At 64.0% G+C, this 18076-nt stretch carries 20 protein-coding genes; 6 read left to right on the top strand and 14 right to left on the bottom strand.

Annotated features, from left to right (window positions below; genetic code table 11):
* Window positions 1-11: 11 nt before the first annotated feature.
* Window positions 12-1799, bottom strand: a complete 1788-nt coding sequence (locus IWY39_RS07270; RefSeq protein WP_107124245.1) for an ABC transporter transmembrane domain-containing protein — start codon at window positions 1797-1799, stop codon at window positions 12-14.
* 106 nt (window positions 1800-1905) lie between these two features.
* Here IWY39_RS07270 and dgcA point away from each other — a divergent pair, with 106 nt between their 5' ends.
* Window positions 1906-2880, top strand: coding sequence for an N-acetyl-D-Glu racemase DgcA (dgcA, locus tag IWY39_RS07265; RefSeq protein ID WP_107124244.1), 975 nt, complete (start codon window positions 1906-1908; stop codon window positions 2878-2880).
* 9 nt (window positions 2881-2889) lie between these two features.
* Here the strand turns inward: dgcA and IWY39_RS07260 are convergent, their stop codons facing one another.
* Together IWY39_RS07260 and IWY39_RS07255 are read right to left on the bottom strand one after the other, a co-directional pair.
* Window positions 2890-4038, bottom strand: a complete 1149-nt coding sequence (locus IWY39_RS07260; protein WP_107124243.1) for a mechanosensitive ion channel family protein — start codon at window positions 4036-4038, stop codon at window positions 2890-2892.
* A gap of 17 nt (window positions 4039-4055) precedes the next feature.
* Window positions 4056-5039 (bottom strand): DNA topoisomerase IB, encoded by a 984-nt coding sequence (locus IWY39_RS07255; protein WP_181316673.1) that lies wholly within the window; start codon window positions 5037-5039, stop codon window positions 4056-4058.
* A gap of 105 nt (window positions 5040-5144) precedes the next feature.
* Between IWY39_RS07255 and IWY39_RS07250 the strand changes: the two genes are divergently transcribed.
* Window positions 5145-5699, top strand: coding sequence for a type 1 glutamine amidotransferase domain-containing protein (locus IWY39_RS07250; RefSeq protein ID WP_107124241.1), 555 nt, complete (start codon window positions 5145-5147; stop codon window positions 5697-5699).
* Here the strand turns inward: IWY39_RS07250 and IWY39_RS07245 are convergent.
* The 3 genes from IWY39_RS07245 to IWY39_RS24315 are packed head-to-tail and all read right to left on the bottom strand — an operon-like array spanning window position 5689 to window position 7848.
* Window positions 5689-6369 (bottom strand): hypothetical protein, encoded by a 681-nt coding sequence (locus IWY39_RS07245; protein WP_107124240.1) that lies wholly within the window; start codon window positions 6367-6369, stop codon window positions 5689-5691. The two genes, IWY39_RS07250 and IWY39_RS07245, sit on opposite strands and share 11 nt — an antisense overlap.
* Entirely contained in the window at window positions 6366-7733 is a 1368-nt protein-coding gene (locus IWY39_RS07240; RefSeq protein WP_107124239.1) for a putative O-glycosylation ligase, exosortase A system-associated, read from the bottom strand. The genes IWY39_RS07245 and IWY39_RS07240 overlap by 4 nt, the downstream gene beginning before the upstream one ends.
* Window positions 7726-7848 (bottom strand): hypothetical protein, encoded by a 123-nt coding sequence (locus IWY39_RS24315; protein WP_261375988.1) that lies wholly within the window; start codon window positions 7846-7848, stop codon window positions 7726-7728. Before IWY39_RS24315 ends, IWY39_RS07240 begins: the two co-directional genes overlap by 8 nt.
* A gap of 90 nt (window positions 7849-7938) precedes the next feature.
* Between IWY39_RS24315 and IWY39_RS07235 the strand changes: the two genes are divergently transcribed.
* Together IWY39_RS07235 and IWY39_RS07230 are read left to right on the top strand one after the other, a co-directional pair.
* Entirely contained in the window at window positions 7939-9165 is a 1227-nt protein-coding gene (locus IWY39_RS07235) for a TIGR04063 family PEP-CTERM/XrtA system glycosyltransferase (RefSeq protein ID WP_019053537.1), read from the top strand.
* A 59-nt stretch (window positions 9166-9224) separates the two neighbouring features.
* Window positions 9225-10088 (top strand): hypothetical protein, encoded by an 864-nt coding sequence (locus IWY39_RS07230; RefSeq protein WP_107124238.1) that lies wholly within the window; start codon window positions 9225-9227, stop codon window positions 10086-10088.
* 3 nt (window positions 10089-10091) lie between these two features.
* On the opposite strand, the gene IWY39_RS07225 is transcribed toward IWY39_RS07230, so the two are convergent.
* Together IWY39_RS07225 and IWY39_RS07220 are read right to left on the bottom strand one after the other, a co-directional pair.
* Entirely contained in the window at window positions 10092-10463 is a 372-nt protein-coding gene (locus IWY39_RS07225; protein ID WP_107124237.1) for a hypothetical protein, read from the bottom strand.
* Window positions 10460-10645 (bottom strand): hypothetical protein, encoded by a 186-nt coding sequence (locus tag IWY39_RS07220; RefSeq protein ID WP_107124236.1) that lies wholly within the window; start codon window positions 10643-10645, stop codon window positions 10460-10462. Before IWY39_RS07220 ends, IWY39_RS07225 begins: the two co-directional genes overlap by 4 nt.
* 115 nt (window positions 10646-10760) lie before the next feature.
* On the opposite strand from IWY39_RS07220, the gene IWY39_RS07215 reads away from it, so the two are divergent.
* Both IWY39_RS07215 and IWY39_RS07210 read left to right on the top strand, forming a co-directional pair.
* Window positions 10761-11429, top strand: coding sequence for a S24 family peptidase (locus tag IWY39_RS07215; RefSeq protein ID WP_107124235.1), 669 nt, complete (start codon window positions 10761-10763; stop codon window positions 11427-11429).
* A gap of 41 nt (window positions 11430-11470) precedes the next feature.
* On the top strand, window positions 11471-12388 hold the full coding sequence (locus tag IWY39_RS07210) for an XdhC family protein (RefSeq protein WP_107124234.1): 918 nt from the start codon (window positions 11471-11473) through the stop codon (window positions 12386-12388).
* Between the two features lie 171 nt (window positions 12389-12559).
* On the opposite strand, the gene IWY39_RS07205 is transcribed toward IWY39_RS07210, so the two are convergent.
* From IWY39_RS07205 to yidC, 6 genes are all read right to left on the bottom strand, one after another.
* Complete coding sequence (locus IWY39_RS07205; RefSeq protein ID WP_019053532.1) at window positions 12560-12745, bottom strand: YbdD/YjiX family protein; 186 nt, start codon at window positions 12743-12745, stop codon at window positions 12560-12562.
* Window positions 12742-14790, bottom strand: coding sequence for a carbon starvation CstA family protein (locus tag IWY39_RS07200; RefSeq protein WP_107124294.1), 2049 nt, complete (start codon window positions 14788-14790; stop codon window positions 12742-12744). The genes IWY39_RS07205 and IWY39_RS07200 overlap by 4 nt, the downstream gene beginning before the upstream one ends.
* 69 nt (window positions 14791-14859) lie before the next feature.
* A complete protein-coding gene (locus tag IWY39_RS07195) occupies window positions 14860-15264 on the bottom strand; it encodes a DoxX family protein (protein WP_229380600.1) in 405 nt (134 codons plus the stop codon).
* Window positions 15261-15563 carry an alkylphosphonate utilization protein gene (locus IWY39_RS07190; protein WP_107124292.1) on the bottom strand — a complete coding sequence of 101 codons (303 nt, stop codon included), beginning with the start codon at window positions 15561-15563 and terminating at the stop codon, window positions 15261-15263. Before IWY39_RS07190 ends, IWY39_RS07195 begins: the two co-directional genes overlap by 4 nt.
* 60 nt (window positions 15564-15623) lie before the next feature.
* On the bottom strand, window positions 15624-16271 hold the full coding sequence (yihA, locus tag IWY39_RS07185) for a ribosome biogenesis GTP-binding protein YihA/YsxC (protein WP_107124291.1): 648 nt from the start codon (window positions 16269-16271) through the stop codon (window positions 15624-15626).
* A gap of 90 nt (window positions 16272-16361) precedes the next feature.
* Window positions 16362-18065 (bottom strand): membrane protein insertase YidC, encoded by a 1704-nt coding sequence (gene yidC / locus IWY39_RS07180; RefSeq protein WP_107124233.1) that lies wholly within the window; start codon window positions 18063-18065, stop codon window positions 16362-16364.
* Between the last annotated feature and the right edge of the window lie 11 nt (window positions 18066-18076).

Raw genomic sequence — 18076 nt, 5'->3', positions numbered from 1 at the left:
GGCGCCCCGGATCAGGCCGAGGGCGCATCCTGAAACTGCAAGCTCGCCAGACGCGCATATAGGCCGCCCTGCGCCACCAGCGCGGCATGATCGCCCTGTTCCACGATCCGTCCTTCGTCCAGTACGATGATCCGGTCGGCGGCGCGCACGGTCGCCAGCCGATGGGCGATAACGATAGTCGTGCGCCCCTCCATCAACCGACCGAGCGCATCCTGCACCAACCGTTCCGATTCGGCGTCCAGCGCAGACGTGGCTTCGTCCAGCAGCAGGATCGGCGCGTCGCGCAGCAGCGCACGCGCGATCGACAGTCGTTGCCGCTGCCCGCCCGACAGGCGCGTACCCGCTTCCCCCATCGGACTGTCCAGTCCCTGTGGCAGCGCGCGCAGGAATCCCTCTGCATTGGCGGCGCGCGCCGCGTCCCAGATCTGATCGTCGGTCGCGTCCCACCGCCCGTAACGCAGATTGTCGCGGGCCGATGCCGCAAAAATCACGCTGTCTTGCGGCACCATCGCCATCATCGCGCGCAATGCAGCCGGGTCGGCCTGCGGCAAGGGGACATCGTTCAGCCGGACAGTACCGGACGTGGGATCGTAGAATCGCAAAGCCAGCTGGATCAGCGTCGATTTGCCGGCGCCAGAAGGCCCGACCACCGCTACCGTCTCGCCGGGCGCAACATCGATCGACACGCCATTCAGTGCCGCCTGATCGGGCCGGGTGGGGTAATGGAAACGCACATCATCAAATGTCAGCCGCGCGCCGGACACGGCGGCCGGAATGATCGTCGGGCTTTCGGGCGGCAATATGTCGGGCGTCGCCGTCATCAGCTCATGCAAGCGGCTGGCCGCGCCAGCACCCCGCAGCAGATCGCCCCAGCTTTCCGACAAGGAGCCGAACGCACCCGCCACCAGCCCGCCAGTCAGGACGAACGCAGCGATGCTGCCCCCCGATAGCTTGCCCGCCGCGACATCCAGCGCGCCCTGCCACATGACCGCCGTGATCGATCCGAACACCAGCGATATCACCACCGCCGTCATGATCGCCCGCAACCGGATGCGCCGGCGCGCAGTGTCGAACCCCTTTTCGACCGTCGCGTCGAACCGCGCCGCCTCGCGCTTTTCCTGCCCGAATGCCTGGACGATTTTCATCGCCGCCAGCACTTCATTGGTCACGCTGCCGACGTCGGCGAGCCGGTCCTGGCTGGCGCGGGACAAAGCCCGCACCTTGCGGCCCAGGCTCAGCAGCACCAGCAGGATGACGGGGATGCCCAGCAGCAGCATCGCCGCCAGCTTGGGCGCAAGCGCGAACAGATAGATAAGGCCGCCAACGCCGGTGACCATGTTGCGCAGCGCGATCGACACGGTCGATCCGACCACCTGTTCGACGACAGCCGTATCGGCGGTCATGCGCGATGCGATTTCGGAAGGGCGGTTTTCCTCGAAGAAGCGCGGCGCCTGTCGCAGCAGATTGGCCTGTGTCGCGCTGCGAATATCCGCGACCACCCGCTCGCCCAGCCAGGACACGAAGTAAAAGCGCAGCGCGCTCGCCACCGCCAATATGATGACGATCAGCAGCAGATATTCAAACCAGCGGCTGATGTCGCCGCCCCCCATGAAGCCCCGGTCGATCACCAGCCGGAAGCCGCTGGGGATGCCCAGCGTCGCCGCCGACGACACGATCAGCGCGATCAACGCGCCTGCAATACGCCCCGGATAGCGCTTCGCGAAACCCCACAGCATTGTCAGGCTGCCGAGCGCGGGACGGGCGCTGGTGCGCGGCGACGGGGTGGGTGTGTCCTCCATGCGCGGCGCTTAGCAGGCTGCCCGCAATGCCTCAATGGGGCGGGGCTGGTGGCGCGCGCGACTTTCGCGCATAGGCGGGCGATCCGTTCACGCATTGGAGCCGCCAATGATCCACCTATTGTCCGCGACCGTCGAACGCTGGCCGGTCGCAGGCGCGTTCATCATCAGCCGCGGGGCCAAGACCGATGTGGACGTGGTCGTCTGCACCGTTGGCGATGGCACCTATGTCGGCCGGGGCGAAGGAACGGCAATCTATTATGAGGGCGAAACGGCGGAAGGGTGTGCGGCGGCGATCCGCGCCTATGCCGGGCCGCTCGACCGGCAGGCGTTGCTGAAGCATATGCCACGCGGGGCGGCGCGCAACGCGCTCGATTGCGCGCTATGGGATCTGGAGGCAAAGCGTGCGGGTGCGCCGGTCTGGCAACTTGCCGGCCTTTGCCAGCCCGCGCCGCTGCCGACCGCTTTCACCATCAGCCTGGGCGATCCGGCAACGATGGAGGCTGCCGCCAGGACGGCGGCCGGGCGCGGTTTTGCCCTGCTCAAATGCAAGCTGACGGGCGAGGGCGACCGGGCGCGCATCGCCGCCGTGCGGGCGGGCGCACCGGACGCGCGACTGATCGTCGATGCCAATGAAAGCTGGCATGATCTGGATATTGCGGCAGAGGCGCAGGCGCTGGCCGACCTTGGCGTCGAAATGGTCGAACAGCCCGTGATCCATGGTCAAGAGGTGGCGCTGGCCGGGGTCCGTGCGCCCTTGCCGCTGTGCGCGGATGAAAGCTGCCATACCAGCGCGGACCTTGAGCGGCTTGGCGACTTTGACGCGGTGAACATCAAGCTGGACAAGGCCGGTGGCCTGACCGAAGCGCTGGCGCTGCGTCAGGCGGCGCGGGACCGGGGGTTTCGCGTCATGGTAGGCTGTATGCTTGGCACCTCGCTTGGCATCGCGCCCGCCGCGCTGGTGGCGCAGGGGGCGGACTGGATCGACCTTGATGGCGCGCTGCTTCTGGCGCGGGATCGCGACGGGGCGCTGACGCTGGCCGATGGCCTGCTTCAGCCCGGCAGCCTGTGGGGCGCGGGCTGACGCCGCAGTTCAGACACCACGTACCGGCTGCACCTCCGCATAGGGCATGATCATCTGCCCGTCCGGCGCGGCGGTGAAGGTCGTCTGGGTCGGATAGGCAAATTCCAGCCCGGCGTCGTTGAACCGCTGCAATATGGCGAGGCCGACCTTGTGCCGCACCTGATAGATCGAATCCCAGTCCGGCAGATACACATCGAAATCTACTTCGAAATCCAGGCTGGATGCGCCGAAATTGACAAAGCCGGATCGGACGAAATTGCCACCATGGGCTTCGATGATCTCCTTGAGAATGTCGGGGATCTGCGCGGCGAGTTGAGGCGGGGTCTGGTAGATGACGCCGATGGCAAATTTGATGCGGCGGTGATCCAGCGTGAAATAGCTGGTGATTTCCTTCTGCAACAGATTGGCGTTGGACATCACTTTCTTTTCGCCCGTGATGGCGCGCATCCGCGTGGATTTCAGGCCGATCTTTTCGACCGTTGCGGTTGTGGTGTCATAGGTGATGGTCTCGCCCCGGCGGAACGGCTTGTCGAAAATGATCGACAGTGCGGCGAACAGGTCGGAAAAAATCCCCTGCGCGGCCAGACCAATGGCGATGCCGCCAATGCCAAGGCCCGCGACCAGGCCGGTCACATTGACACCCAGATTGTCCAGCACGACGATGGTGGCGATCGCGAACAGGGCGAATGTCACCAGAACGCGGATCAGGCCCATCGCATTGGCCAGCGTTTCGCCCTGACCATCCTCCGCCAGCGTCTTGCGCTCGATCAGCCCCAATATGATTTCCCGCGCCCAGATCGCGCCCTGCAACACGGCCGCGATGGTGAACAGGAAGGCGATGGTCTTGAACAGCGCGGCGGGCGGATCGGCATAGCCAGCGACCAGCTTGGCCGCGACCATCAGCATGAAGAAATGGGTGGTGCGCGCCACAGCACGGCCCAGCACATTGGTATAGCCAAGCGGGTCGCCAAGGTCGCCGCGCCACCTTTTGCCGAACTGGCGCAGGGCGGTCAGCGCGAGATAGATGAGAATGCCTGCGCCAATGGCGATGGCGATCTGGACATAATGGACCGACAGCCATTCGCTGGTCGATCGCCACATCTCGACAAGATCGGGGGTATGCACTTTTACGGCGGCGGGTTCAGTCGTGTTGGCCATGTCGGTCCTGTTAGCCTTTATCCGGCAAGCGTGTCGAGAAATGCGATGAGTCCGCGCTCTTCGCGAGACAGATAGCGTGTACGGCGCGGCAGGCGAAGCCCGGCGCGCCATTCATCCTGTCCATCCTTGCACAATTCCAGCAGCGCAGGGTGGACATAGCTTTTGCGGCTGATCGCTGGCGTATTGCCGAGCGCGGCGGCCACTGGCTCCAACAGGGCCTTCATCGACACCGGCCCAGCGGCCAAAGTGGCAAAGGCAATGGTCGATGCCCCCCAGGTGCGGAAATGCTTGGCGGTGAAGGCACCGCCCATGGCCTGCGCAATATAGGCGTTCACATCGCTCGACGTGATCGGGCGGGCATCGCCATCCTCATCCAGATATTGGAAGAGATGCTGGCCGGGCAAATCATGCACATTCCGCACGAAGCGCACCAGCCGCCTGTCGGTCAGCGTCACCAGATGCTGCTTGCCCGACTTGGCGCGATAGCGCAGCGTCAGCGCCTTGCCGGTCAGGTCGACATGACGGCGGCGCAGCGTCGTCGCGCCGAAACTCTTGTTAGTAGTGGCATAATATTCATTACCCACGCGCAACCGGCCCAGATCCAGCAGCCGCACGACCGCGGCGATGGTCCGCTCCTTGCGCAATCCGCGCCGCGACAGGTCCGCCTCCATTTGCGCCCGCAGTTTGGGCAGGGCGCGACCGAACGCGGCGCAGCCTTCATATTTTTGTGCGTCCCGACCGGCGCGGAATTCCGGGTGATAGCGATATTGCTTGCGGCCTCGTTCGTCATGTCCCGTCGCCAATATATGGCCATGGGGCATCGGGCAGAACCAGCAGTCGCGATAGGCGGGGGGCAGGGCGATGGCATTCAGCCGATCAATCTCTTCGCGATCGGCAATGCGGCATCCGTCGGGCTGATAATAGCCCCAGCCATTTTTGAGAGCGCGTCGCGAAATGCCGGGGATGCTGTCATCCACATGGATGAGGGGTTGGCTGGCCATATTTTCCTTCTCATGGCCAAAAACCCACCTTTCATCGCTTCGTTCCGCAACGTGTGGGGTCGTGGTCCGTTTGCCTGTTTCCATACAGGTGCAAGGAGAAGCCCCATGCCCGCCATTAATAACAGCCGCATCCTCATCATCGCGACCGACGGGTTCGAGCAGTCCGAATTGTTCGACCCCCGCGACGCCCTGATCGAGGCGGGAGCCAGCGTGACCCTCGCTTCGCCCGGTCTCGATCCGATCCAGGGCATGAAGCATGATGAAAAGGGCGACACCATAACCCCCGACATCCGCCTCGATGCCGTCAGGATGGAGGAATATGACGCTCTGCTACTGCCCGGCGGCGTCGCCAATCCCGACACGCTGCGCACCAATGCGACGGCGGTGTCGGCGGTGCGCGCCTTCGTGACCGCGGGAAAGCCGGTCGCGGCCATCTGTCACGGCCCATGGCTGCTCGTGGAGGCTGACGTCGTCAACGGACGGACGGTCACGTCCTGGCCGTCGGTACGTACGGACCTGCGCAACGCGGGTGCCGAGGTCGTCGATCATGCGGTCGTGGTGGACGGCAATATCATCACCAGCCGTAAGCCCGACGACATTCCCGCCTTTGTTGAAGCCTTGATCAAGGCCGTTGTCGAAACCGAAGCCGTTACGGCCTGACCCGCAAGCCGCCGCCCACCCGCCACGGGATCGGGCGGCGGCGCAGCGTTGAAATGTGCGCCAGCGCCAGCGTCGCGCAGACGATGGCGGCGGGCAAGGCTACCGGCATAGCGGCAGGTAACATGACAGCCGTGACAGCCGCTGCGACCAGTCCGGTCAGTGCCAGTCCCAACGCATGCGCCTCCCCATCGGGACCGCGCAACCAGAATAGACACGCGCTGATGCCGGTCATGAAGCCGATCATGTAACGGATCGCCTCCCCCGCAGCGCCAAGGCCGACCATCACCAGCAGCACAAGCACCGCGCCAGCCGAGCGCCGCGACAGCCCCGCCAATATGTGGGTGCAGACCGGATATATCAGCAATTCGCACAGCGATGCGGCGATCAGGATCGCCTGCGCCCGCGTGCCATCGCCTGCGATCAGAGCCACCGTCGCCGCCGCTGCCCATGGGATCAGCCGCGCCGGCGCCATGCGGATATGGCTTATCCAGTTGCTCCAGCCGTTGCGCATGGACCATCGCCGGTCTGCCAGCCTCAGCTGAAAACCGCCGATGATGAACAGGGCTTCGACCCCCCATGGCATAAGGCTGGGGGCAATCAGTGGCGACGCCAGCAGCAGGCCCAGCAACAACCCATGGACCAGCCCCAATGCGCGCAGCTCGCCGCTCATGCCAGCGCCCCGCGCGGCCGGTTCATCGCCGCGTTCAGGTCCGCTCGCGCTGCGGCCTTGCGCCTCCGGCTCAGATAGGTGTCGAGGCCGATCTGGAGCGCCAGCATCATGAAGATGAAGGGTTGATAGGCGATGCCCACGAACAGCGATCCGACCATGTAGACGATATGCCCTTGTTGCAGCGCCAGCGCGAACGGCGCGATCCAGGCTTCGTCCGGTCCCGTCCGTTTGCGATACAAACGGCGGATCATTTCGGTGCGGATGAAACAGATGCCGTGGATCAACGCCCAGAGCAGGAAGCCGAAATAGCCCTGCTCGCCCAGCATCTCGAAATAGGCGCTGTGATAGGCGCGGCCCTTGTCGGTCACCAATCGCCGCTCGATCCGCTTCGTATCGCCGTCACCCACTTCGCTCTGGGCGAAATAGGTAAAGCTGTTCTGCAGATAATTGTCGAAGCCGCCGCCGCCCGGATGGGTTTTCACATAGTCGAGCGTCCACATCCACACCGCCACGCGGGTCGATGCGCTCTCGTCGCCCTGATGATTCTCGATCGTCTGCATCCGCTGGGTGAAACTGGCGGGCAGGAAGGGGATGGATATGAGCGCCGCCAGCAGCATCAGCGGCCCATAGACGAAGCGGCGCGGCGAACGCACCAGCATCAATCCCGCCAGGATGACGATGCAGACCAGGCCCGTACGCGCTTCGGTGCCGATCGGCATCAGCATGCAGGCCAGGCACAGGCAGTAGCAAAAGGCTTTCACCCGCCAGTCGTCCGGCGCGAATATGGTGCCATGCCTGGACAGCCACAGGATCAACGGGATCAGCGAAATGGCGACGCAGCTGATGATCGATCCTTCATACAGACCGCTGTTATTCTCGACCATCAGGTTCAGCACGCCATAGCCACCGCCCGACAGCGCGGTTTTCATGCCGCCATTGATGATGATGGTGCTGGCGCACAGGATCATGAAAACGGTCATCGCCTCGATTCGCAGGCGCGTGCGCAGCGTGAGCGGCAGAAAAACCCCCGCAATGATCGCCTTCCACACCCAATTCCATTTGGTCATCGCCTCGACCGGGAAATCGGCGGTTGCGGTGGTATAACCGCACCAGAGCAGCAGGATCAGCAGCAGCGCCTGCCGCGCGGAAAAGCGGCAATCCTTCTTGTCGTCGACGACCAGCCAGGCGCCCACCATCGCGGCGAAGGCAATGGCGGAGATCGGGATCGAATTGAGCAGGAAATAGGACAGGCGCTGGGGCGAGACGATGTCGATATAGGCGTAGACGGCGACCAGCAGAAACGGGCGCTTCAGCCCCATCAGGAAAAAGACGCCCAGAAAGGCGACGAAGAACAGGTCACGCATCGCGCCCGCCTTCCTCTGCTGGCGGATCGCGATCCAGATCCGCGCGCGTCAACAGCCGCCACGCGGCGAGCAGGATCACGCCATGGCTGATCAGCAGGGACAGGGTGTCGATCATTGGGTCTTGGTGGTTCCACTGGCTACCGCTCCTCCCTAACGCGACACAGTTGACGGGCCGTTAAACCTTTTGCGCCTAAGTATATGGGCTATGACCCATATTCTTCATGTGCTGGATCACAGCCTGCCGCTGCACAGTGGCTACACCTTCCGCACGCGCGCCATCCTGCGCGCGCAGATGGCCAGGGGTTGGGAGGTGCGCGGCATAACCGGGCATCGCCACAGCGCATCGGGTCCGCTGGAGGAACTGGTCGACGGCCTTCACTTCCACCGCACCCCCGGCAAGCCCGCCACAGGCAATCCGGTGCTGCGCGAGTGGCGCGACATTGCCGCCCATGCCGACGCGATCGAGGCGCTGGTGCAGCAGTGGCGGCCGGACATCATCCACGCCCATTCGCCGGTGCTCAACGCCATCGCCGCGCAGCGCGTGGCCAAGCGCCACGCCATTCCCTTGGTCTATGAAATCCGGGCTTTCTGGGAAGACGCAGCGGTCGGCAACGGCACCGGGACGGAGGGCAGTCCGCGTTACTGGCTCACCCGCCAGCTCGAAACCCACGCCGTGCGCAATGCCGATGCGGTCGCGGTCATCTGCGAAGGTCTGCGCGCCGATCTGGCCACGCGCGGCATCGACCCGGCCAAGATCATCGTGTCGCCCAATGGCGTCGATATGGACCAGTTCGGTACACCCGTGCCACGCGACCCCGCTCTCACGGCGCAACTCGGTCTTGAAGGGGCCGATGTCGTCGGCTTTATCGGCAGCTTCTACGATTATGAAGGGCTGGACGATCTGATCGCAGCCATGCCGCGACTCGTCCGCGCCCGGCCCAGGGCCAAGCTGCTGCTGGTCGGCGGCGGCCCGCGCGAACAGGCGCTGCGCGATCAGGCGCTCGCCTCGCCCTTTGCCGACCATATCGTCTTTGTGGGCCGAGTGCCGCACGATCAGGTCGAACATTATTACGCTCAGATCGACATATTGGCCTATCCGCGCAAGGCGATGCGGCTGACGGATCTTGTAACGCCATTGAAGCCGCTCGAAGCCATGGCGCAAGGTCAACTGGTCGCCGCCTCCAGCGTTGGCGGCCATCGTGAACTGATAGAGGATGGCGTCACCGGAACCTTGTTCCCGCCCGACGATCCGGCAGGCATGGCCGCCGCGCTGGCGGGCCTGTTTGCCGATCGCGGCATCTGGGAAGAACGGCGCGCGGTTGCCCGCGCCTTTGTCGAGCGTGAGCGTAACTGGTCGTCAAACATTTTGCGTTACGAACCTGTTTACCAGCGGCTGCTGGCGCGTCCCGCCCGGACGCGCGCGGCCGCCTGAGGCAAGGTTGGACAATCGAAGTGGCCATCAGGGCAGCACGGACAAGAGGGATCGCCATCATGGCGCTGGTCGGCTTGGCCGCAGCGCTGCTGGTGTTGTGGATTCCGGTCGGGCTGATCGAAATGATCGTGGCGTCGAGCGGCCTGTCGGAAAGCTTGCCCGCTGCCGCCCCGCCGCTGGGGCTCAAAGCCCGGCTGCTGCTGGCCGGTTTTACCGCGCTGATGGCCGTGGGCTTTGTGGGAATGATGCGTCGGCAGGACCGGCAGGCTGAACAGGAAGGACGCATGGTGCGCGTCCAGGGAGCAAGAAAAATGGGTTTCGCTTTTTCAAAACTGACCGCGCTGGCGCGGGGACGTATTGCCCCTGTCGATGACGCCACGCCATCGCTGCGTCGCGCCGATGCCCATCCCGATGCACCCGCCCGCGCGCCCATTTTTGCGAGTCGCGATTTCAACGGCCTCGACATTTTCGGCCGTACCGATGCATTGCGCAGGCCGTTGGCGACGCGCGCCGAACCTGAACAGGATGCTGTCGTCCCGTCCGAGGGTCTGGTCATGCCCAGCGCGCCCTTGCCGATGGCCGATGAAGACCTGCCCCAGCCGACCTTTCAGCGCCTGGCCGCCCCTGCCGTCGAGCAGGATGTCGCCAAGGATGCATCGCAGGATACCGCGCCGGTCATGCCCGCGCGGCTTGATCCCATCCCGACCCAGGGCTTGTCGATCACCGAATTGACCCAGCGGCTGGAGCGCGGCCTTGCCCTGCGCAGCCGCGCGCCGACGGCGGATGCAGGCACGGTGCGGGTTATCGCCGACATGCCGGTTGCGCCCGCCGTGCCGGTGCGGGACGTGGTTGCGCAGGATGCCGACGATGCCCTGCGCGCGGCCCTGGGCGCGTTGCGCAGCATGGCTGGCCAGGGGCGTTAAGCCCTACCAGTCCTCGATCGTCAGCGCCGACAGTTCCACCCACCATTCATCGGCTTCCTGTCGCGAATCGTCGATTATGATGTCGGCGACGAAATGGCCCGGTACTTGCCATTCCGCGCTCTCTATCCCCTCGGCAAAGGCGCGGAAGCGCGTCGCCGCTCTGGCGCCGGACAGGCGTAGAGTGACGATGTGGCGGCGTCCTTCGAACAGAGCGCTCGCCCAGGGGCGACTCACCGCACGCTCGATCATCGTCGGCACGCCCGCCCGCTGGAGCAGCTGCTCCAGCAGCCGGGGCAGGGGATCGCGATGGGATTTTCCTATCGGTTTGTTTTGGACCAGATTCTTGATGCCAAATCCATGATGCACGCTTGTCATTGGCTGATGCTCCTGCGATATGTGTTCATGAAATGTTCTACTCGTCTCCTTACGCGGTCGCCCGGCTCGCGCCCATGGCGCAGGTCGAAAACCAGCCGTGGATCGCGCGTGCTGGCGCGGCCAAAGGTGGTTGGCGGCATGTCATGTTGGCGAAGGAATCGTTCGATCGCGTGCAACAGCATCGGCTTCTTTCTCCTCTTTCGGTCCGACTCACCCGCTGCAAGTCGATAGGTATATTCCTATCTCTAAGCCATTTTCCTACTTGTCTAGGAAAATTCCTATCTTTATGGATTGGATATGGATGAATCGCAGAACGCCCGGATTGCGCTGGATCGGCTGATTGCCGAACGGGGGGAAAATTATGCCGATCTGTCCCGGCTGATCGGTCGCAACCCCGCCTATATCCAGCAGTTCATCAAACGTGGCACGCCGCGTAAACTGGATGAAGCGGACCGGCATGTGCTGGCCCGCTATTTCGGCGTCGCTGAACAGATGTTGGGTGGCAACGCCGCGCCGGTGCCGGTCCCCGCCCGCACGCGCGGCATGCCCGCCGTCGTGGCCGTGCCGCGCCTGGCGCTGGGCGCGTCGGCAGGCGTCGGCACGCTGGACGAAGATGAGCGCACAGCCGGTGTGATGGCGTTCGACGCGCATTGGCTGCGTCATCTGGGGGTGCGGCCGCAGCGCGTTTCGATCATCCGGGTCGATGGCGAATCGATGGCGCCCACGCTTAGCGATGGCGATGACATCATGGTCGATCATGACGATGACGCCACCCGGTTGCGCGATGGCGTCTATGTCTTGCGGCTCGACGGCGTGCTGATGGTCAAACGGATCGCGATGGGGCCGTTGCGTGGCCGCTTCAGCGTGGTCAGCGACAATCTCCATTATCCCGACTGGACTGACATTGATCCGGCGCTGGTGGACATTGTCGGTCGCGTCGTCTGGACTGGCAGGCGTCTGGTCTAGCGCGGGCAGCCTACCTATCTTGGCGCCAAAGGAGTCCCGATTTGAACGACAATGGCGCGGTGATCCGCAAGGGCGTCGAATGGCGCGGTGCAAAGCTGGCGCTGGCGACGGTGGTATCGACCTGGGGGTCCGCGCCGCGCCCGCGCGGCAGCCACATGATCGTGCATCAGGATGGCCGCTTTGAAGGCAGCATTTCCGGCGGCTGCGTCGAAAGCGATGTGCTGCACCGCGCTGCCGAAGTGATTGCCGGGCGCGCCGCCCATGTCGCCACCTATGGCGTGGCCGATGGCGATGCCTGGGACGTCGGATTGCCCTGCGGCGGCGAAATCGCTGTCCTGATCCAGCCGGTGGGCGCAGACGGTTTTGCGCCCGACCTGTTCGACCGGATCGAGGCCGCCAGCGCGCGGGGCCGGGCGCTGACTTTGGCGACCGACCTTGCGACCGGGGTCACCCGCGAACAGGCAAGCGAGGGCGATTTCCTCAACCGCTATGACCCGCCCCGCCGCCTGCTGATCGTCGGCGCAGTCCAGATCGCCCAGTCGCTGGTCCCGCTGGCGCAGGCGATCGGTGTGACGCCGGTGGTGATCGACCCGCGCGGGCGGTTCCTGACGGCCGAGCGTTTCCCCGGCGTCGAACTGGACGATCGCTGGCCCGACGAAGCCATCACCGCGCGCTTCCCCGGCGAATCGACTGCCGTTGTGACACTCAGCCACGACATCAAGATTGACGATCCGGCGCTGGAAGCGGCGCTCCGCGCACCGACCGGCTATGTCGCGGCGCTCGGATCGCGCAAGAGCCACGCCGCGCGGCTGGAACGGTTGGCGGCGCAGGGGTTTGATGCAGGCGATCTGGCGCGCATTGACGGTCCGGCGGGGCTGGATATCGGTGCCGTCGGCGCGGCGGAAATCGCGCTGTCGATTACCGCTGGCATGGTCGCGGGCTTCAACGCGCGCCGCTGAAACAGAATGCCCCCTGCCGCAAGGGATGGGGCAGGGGGCATATCCCTCAAGCTGTCGGGCACAAAGGACGTCGCGCCCTAGCAAGCTGACCGTACAGATCAATCATAATATATAATCAATCGGTAACTTTATGTCCCATATTGAAATTTTACAATAGTATTATTACTCGCCCTAGCAGCATTTTCCGCCATTTTTGCCGCCATATCGCGCTTCCTGCCGATCGCGAAAAAACTGCGTCCGGTCCATCACCGGCTGGTCGGGATGGTGGGTCAGCATATGGCGCAGATAGGCGTCATAGTCGGGCATGCCGACCATCAGCCGCGCGGTCTGCCGCAACAGGCTCAGAAACCCGCTCATTCCGCAGGCACCAGTTGCGCCGGAATTTCGCGCGCCGTCGGCGCCGCGATTCGCCGCGCGGCGATGCAGGTGCGAATGGTGAAGAACAGCAGCGCCAGCACCACCGCCAGGAACAGCGCGACCAGCGCCGCATCGACCCGGTCATTGAAGATGATTCGCTGCATTTCCGGCATCGATTTGGCCGGGGCCAGCACTTCGCCCGCCTGCGCCGCTGCGCTGAACTTGGCGGCATGGGCCAGAAAGCCGACCTTGGCGTCAGCGGAAAATAGCTTCAGCCATCCCGCCGACAGGGTGCAGACCAGCAGCCAGGCGGTCGGGATCATCGTGACCCAGGCGAACCGGTCGCGCTTCATGCGGAACAGCACCACCGTCCCCAGCATCAGCGCGATGGCGGCCAGCATCTGATTGGAAATGCCGAACACCGGCCAGAGCGTATTCACCCCGCCCAGCGGATCGGTGACCCCCTGATACAGGAAGAAGCCCCAGGCAGCGACCGTCAGCGCGGTGGCGACGATCCCGGGGACCATGCTCTTGCTTTCCTTGAAGCTCGGCGCAGCCAGCGCGATCAGATCCTGCAACATGAAGCGCCCGGCGCGGGTGCCTGCGTCCACGGCGGTCAGGATGAACAGCGCCTCGAACAATATCGCGAAATGATACCAAAAGGCCTTCATCGCCGGACCGCCGACGACATGGCTGAATATCTCCGCCATGGCGACGGCCAGCGTCGGCGCGCCGCCCGCGCGGCTGATGATGCTATGTTCGCCGACATCCTTTGCCGTCTGGGTGATCAGGTCGGGCGAGATCGGAAAACCCATCGCTGTCACGGCGGCGGACGCGCTGGCGGCGTCGGTGCCGATCAGCGCTGCCGGGCTGTTCATCGTGAAATAGATGCCGGGGTCCAGGATCGACGCGCCCACCAGCGCCATGATCGCCACAAAGGCTTCCATCAGCATCGCGCCATAGCCGATCATCGGCGCATGCCCTTCGCTGGCGATCAGCTTGGGCGTCGTGCCACTGGAAATCAGCGCATGGAAACCCGATACCGCGCCGCAGGCGATGGTGATGAACAGGAAGGGGAAAAGGCCGCCTGACCAGACCGGCCCGCCGCCCTCCACAAACTGCGTCAGCGCCGGCATCTTGAGCGGTGGCGCCATGATGACGATGCCGACCGCCAGCGCCGCGATCGCGCCGATCTTGAGGAAGGTCGAAAGATAGTCGCGCGGCGCCAGCAACAGCCACACCGGCAATATGGAAGCGACCGCGCCATAGCCGATCAATATCCAGCAGAGCGCGAGCGGCGTGAAGGTAAAGATCGGCCCCCAGAAGGGCGACGCCGCCACCGACTGGCCATAGACGATCGCCGCCAGCAGCCCGACCAGCCCCAGCAGCGACACTTCACCGATCCGCCCCGGCCTGATCCAGCGCGTATAGGCGCCCATCATCATGGCCAGCGGCACGGTCGCCGCGACCGTGAACATGCCCCAGGGACTTTCCGCCAGCGCCTTGACCACGATCAGCGCCAGCACCGCCAGGATGATGACCATGATCATGAACGCGCCGAACAGCGCGATCGTCCCGGCCCATTGCCCCATTTCCATGCGGATCAATTCGCCCAGCGATTTGCCGTCGCGGCGCATCGACACGAACAGGATCATGAAATCCTGCACAGCCCCTGCCAGCACGACGCCGACGATGATCCATAATGTGCCGGGCAGATAGCCCATCTGCGCCGCGAGCACTGGCCCGACCAGCGGTCCCGCGCCCGCAATCGCTGCGAAATGATGACCGAACAGGACCGTGCGATCCGTCGCGACATAGTCCAGCCCGTCGGCGCGGCGCAGCGCCGGGGTAGGGCGCGAAGGATCGAGCCGCATCACCTTGCTGGCGATGAACAGCGCATAATAGCGATAGGCGACCAGAAAGCAGCTGACCGCCGCGACGACGATCCACAGCGCATTGACGGCTTCGCCCCGCGACACCGCGACGACGCTCAGCGCCACCGCGCCGATCACGGCCATCGCTATCCAGGGAAGATGCCGGGTCATCATGCTCTCTCACGCTCGTCTGCAGGAAAAGAGGACAGTAGGGCGCTGGACCGGAAAGACAATCTTTCGCTAATGCCGCCGGGCAAAGGGCCAGTCGATGACATGGGCCGCCCACAGCGCCCACCAGATGATGACCGGCTGCAACGCCAGGCGCGGGCCATGATAGGCCCAGCCCAGATGCACGCCGCCAATGGCTATATCATGGACGGCATGGTTGATATTGGCAGGCCAGACGCACAGCGCATAGAGCGCCAGGCCGATCCCCGCCGCCTTGCGCAACGCCGGCACCATCAATCCGGCGGCTCCTGCCAGTTCAGCCAGTCCCGTCAGGAAAATCACCGTGGCGGGGAAGGGCACCCAGCTTGGCGTGATCGCTATGAAGCCGCCGGGCGACCGCAGATGCGCGATCCCCGCGACCAGATAGGCCAGCGCCAGCACCCATCGCGCGATCCGCCGGGGGCGGCTTTCACTCACCGCTTGCGGACAAATTCGGCGCGCAGCACCAGGCCCTTGATCCCGTCAAACTTGCAGTCGATTTCCTGCGCATCGCCCGTCAGCCGGATCGACTTGATCAGCGTGCCGCGCTTCAGCGTCTGGCCAGCGCCCTTGACCGTCAGATCCTTGATCAGCGTCACCTGATCGCCGTCGGCCAGCAGATTGCCGACCGAATCGCGCACTTCGACACTGTTCGGCTCACTGTCGGCCTGCTTCACATTGGCGGCGCTGATCCATTCGCCGGTCGCCTCGTCATAGACATATTCATCGTCGGCCATGGTCATGCGCTCCTGTTCGTTGCGCCGTCCATAGGCGCTCGCGCCATCAAGCGCCAGCGATCAGCCGATCGTCACGGCTTCCAGCACCGCCGCGCGCAGTTCGGGAATGCCCATGCCCTTCTCGCTGGACGTAGCGATGATGTCGGGATGGGCGGCGGGACGCTTGCGGATCGCTTGCGCGGTCTGCTCGGTCACGGCGGCCAGTTCGCTCGCCTTGATCTTGTCCGCCTTGGTCAGGATGATGCGATAGCTCACCGCTGCGCCGTCCAGCATGTCCAGCATGTCGGTATCGACCTCCTTGATGCCATGGCGGCTGTCGATCAGCACCAGCGCGCGCTTGAGCGCGGCCCGCCCGCGCAGATAGTCGTTCACCAGGAACTTCCATTTGCGCACCACATCCTTGGGTGCCTTCGCATAGCCATAGCCGGGCATGTCGACCAGGCGGAAGCGCAGCGGATCGCCCACGTCAAAGAAGTTCAGTTCCTGCGTCCGCCCCGGCGTATTGGATGTCCGCGCCAGATTGTTGCGGTTAGTGAGGGCGTTGAGCAGCGATGACTTGCCGACATTGGACCGACCGGCAAAGGCGACCTCATTGACCGTCATATCGGGCAGAAATTCCAGCGTCGGCGCGGACTTCAGGAAGGTGATCGGCCCGGAAAAGACCTTGCGCGCTTCTTCGATCAGTTCGGCCCGTTCCGTTTCGTCAATCACATCACATCCGTTCGGTTCGAGCTTGTCGCGAACTCAGGAACGCCGTTCTCGACAAGCTCGAACCGAACGGGCGTGGAATATCGTGCCTTACTTCGCGACTGCCGTGCTCAGCACGGGGTGGCGGCGGTACAGCCACCATTGCTGGGCCATCGACAGGCAGTTGTTGGTGATCCAGTACACCAGCAGGCCAGCCGCGAACGGGGCCATGATGAACATCATCATCCACGGCATGATCGAAAAGATCTGCTGCTGCATCGGGTCCATCTGCGCGGGGTTCAGCTTGAACTGGAAATACATGCTGATGCCCAGCAGCAGCGCCAGCACGCCGATCCCCAGGAAGGATGGCGGGGTGAAGGGCAGCAGGCCGAACAGGTTCAGGATATGCAGCGGATCGGGCGCGGACAAATCCTTGATCCACAGCACGAACGGCTGATGCCGCATTTCGATTGTCAGCATCAACACCTTGTAGAGCGCGAAGAAGATCGGAATCTGGATGAAGATGGGCAGGCACCCGGCCAGCGGGTTGACCTTCTCCGTCTTGTACAGCGCCATCATCTCCTGCTGGAGACGCGGCTTGTCGTCCTTATACTTCTCCTGCAGCGCCTTCATCTTGGGCTGCACCGCGCGCATCGCCGCCATGCTGGCGAACTGGCGCTGGGCGACCGGGAACATCAGGCCGCGGACCACGAAGGTCAGGCAGATGATCGCCACGCCGAAATTGCCCAGCGTCTCGAACAGCCAGTGCAGCAGGGCAAAAATCGGCTGCTCGAACCAATAGAACCAGCCCCAGTCGATCGCGCGGTCGAACAGCTTGACGCCACCACGCTCATAGGCCTGTAGCGTCTTGACCTCCTTGGCCCCGACGAACAGGCGCAGCGTCTGCGTGACCGACTTGCCGGGCACCAGCATGGTCGAATCAAGCGCGACGTCGGCCTGATATTGGGTGCCAGCACCCTTGCGGAACTGGGCGGCGACATCGGCATCCTTGCCAGGCACCAGCGCAGACAGCCAATATTTGTCGGTAAAGCCGATCCAGCCGCCCTTGGACTGGAAATCGCGGGTGGACGGACCTTTGTCGAGATCCTTGTAATTCACGTCATAATTGGCCGCGTCGTTGAACACGCCCATCGGGCCGATATGGATGGTCCAGGTATCGGGGTCCTTGGGGATGCTGCTGCGGCTGATATAGCCATAGGGCTTTACGCCGACCGTACCGGCGCCGCTGTTCGACACTTTCTGCGCGGCGGTGATCATGTAATTTTCATCGACGCTCAGGCGGATCTCGAACGTCTGGCCGACGCCATTATTCCAGGTCAGGGTAACGGGACTGGTCGGGGTCAGTTCGCTGCCCTGCGCGGTCCAGACCGTATCCTTGTTCGGCGTTTTCAGCCCTTCGCCCTGCCATCCGAAACCGGCGAAATAGGCGTCCTGCGTACCGGCGGGCGAATAGAGGCGGACGTCGGGCGAATCCTTGGCGATGGTTTCCTTGTAGGTCGGCAGCACGATGTCATCGATGCGCACACCTTTCAGGTTGATCGACCCGTCCAGCTTGGGCGTGCGGATGGGGATGCGCGGGCTTTCCTTCAGCACCACGGCGCGATCGCGAATCGCCGCGACGCTGTCGGCGGCGGGGTCGGCCGCAGGGTTGGCGACCGGCGTCGTCTTGCCACCTTCGATCTTCGTCGCGGGTGGATTGGCCGCTGGAAAGAAATAGGTGGACACATAAGGCCAGCCGAACAGGATCGCAGCGGTCAGCAGCACCGCCAGAATGATATTCTTCTTGTCGTCCACGTTGTTCGGCT

Origin of the sequence: Sphingobium sp. JAI105, from assembly GCF_015752145.1 — a bacterium.
GTDB lineage: Bacteria > Pseudomonadota > Alphaproteobacteria > Sphingomonadales > Sphingomonadaceae > Sphingobium > Sphingobium xenophagum.
This window is presented reverse-complemented; position numbering and strand designations above follow the sequence as displayed.

Bases quoted from the DNA above. Each gene is read 5' to 3' on its own strand.
- IWY39_RS07245 (WP_107124240.1), bottom strand. From the start codon at position 6,369: ATGAGCGGCGAGCTGCGCGCATTGGGGCTGGTCCATGGGTTGTTGCTG.
- IWY39_RS07230 (WP_107124238.1), top strand. From the start codon at position 9,225: ATGGCGCTGGTCGGCTTGGCCGCAGCGCTGCTGGTGTTGTGGATTCCG.
- IWY39_RS07235 (WP_019053537.1), top strand. From the start codon at position 7,939: ATGACCCATATTCTTCATGTGCTGGATCACAGCCTGCCGCTGCACAGT.
- IWY39_RS07205 (WP_019053532.1), bottom strand. From the start codon at position 12,745: ATGAGCGGGTTTCTGAGCCTGTTGCGGCAGACCGCGCGGCTGATGGTC.
- IWY39_RS07270 (WP_107124245.1), bottom strand. From the start codon at position 1,799: ATGGAGGACACACCCACCCCGTCGCCGCGCACCAGCGCCCGTCCCGCG.
- IWY39_RS07260 (WP_107124243.1), bottom strand. From the start codon at position 4,038: ATGGCCAACACGACTGAACCCGCCGCCGTAAAAGTGCATACCCCCGAT.
- IWY39_RS07200 (WP_107124294.1), bottom strand. From the start codon at position 14,790: ATGACCCGGCATCTTCCCTGGATAGCGATGGCCGTGATCGGCGCGGTG.
- dgcA (WP_107124244.1), top strand. From the start codon at position 1,906: ATGATCCACCTATTGTCCGCGACCGTCGAACGCTGGCCGGTCGCAGGC.
- IWY39_RS07215 (WP_107124235.1), top strand. From the start codon at position 10,761: ATGGATGAATCGCAGAACGCCCGGATTGCGCTGGATCGGCTGATTGCC.
- IWY39_RS07190 (WP_107124292.1), bottom strand. From the start codon at position 15,563: ATGGCCGACGATGAATATGTCTATGACGAGGCGACCGGCGAATGGATC.
- IWY39_RS07255 (WP_181316673.1), bottom strand. From the start codon at position 5,039: ATGGCCAGCCAACCCCTCATCCATGTGGATGACAGCATCCCCGGCATT.
- IWY39_RS07240 (WP_107124239.1), bottom strand. From the start codon at position 7,733: ATGCGTGACCTGTTCTTCGTCGCCTTTCTGGGCGTCTTTTTCCTGATG.
- IWY39_RS07220 (WP_107124236.1), bottom strand. From the start codon at position 10,645: ATGCTGTTGCACGCGATCGAACGATTCCTTCGCCAACATGACATGCCG.
- IWY39_RS07225 (WP_107124237.1), bottom strand. From the start codon at position 10,463: ATGACAAGCGTGCATCATGGATTTGGCATCAAGAATCTGGTCCAAAAC.
- IWY39_RS07250 (WP_107124241.1), top strand. From the start codon at position 5,145: ATGCCCGCCATTAATAACAGCCGCATCCTCATCATCGCGACCGACGGG.
- IWY39_RS24315 (WP_261375988.1), bottom strand. From the start codon at position 7,848: ATGATCGACACCCTGTCCCTGCTGATCAGCCATGGCGTGATCCTGCTC.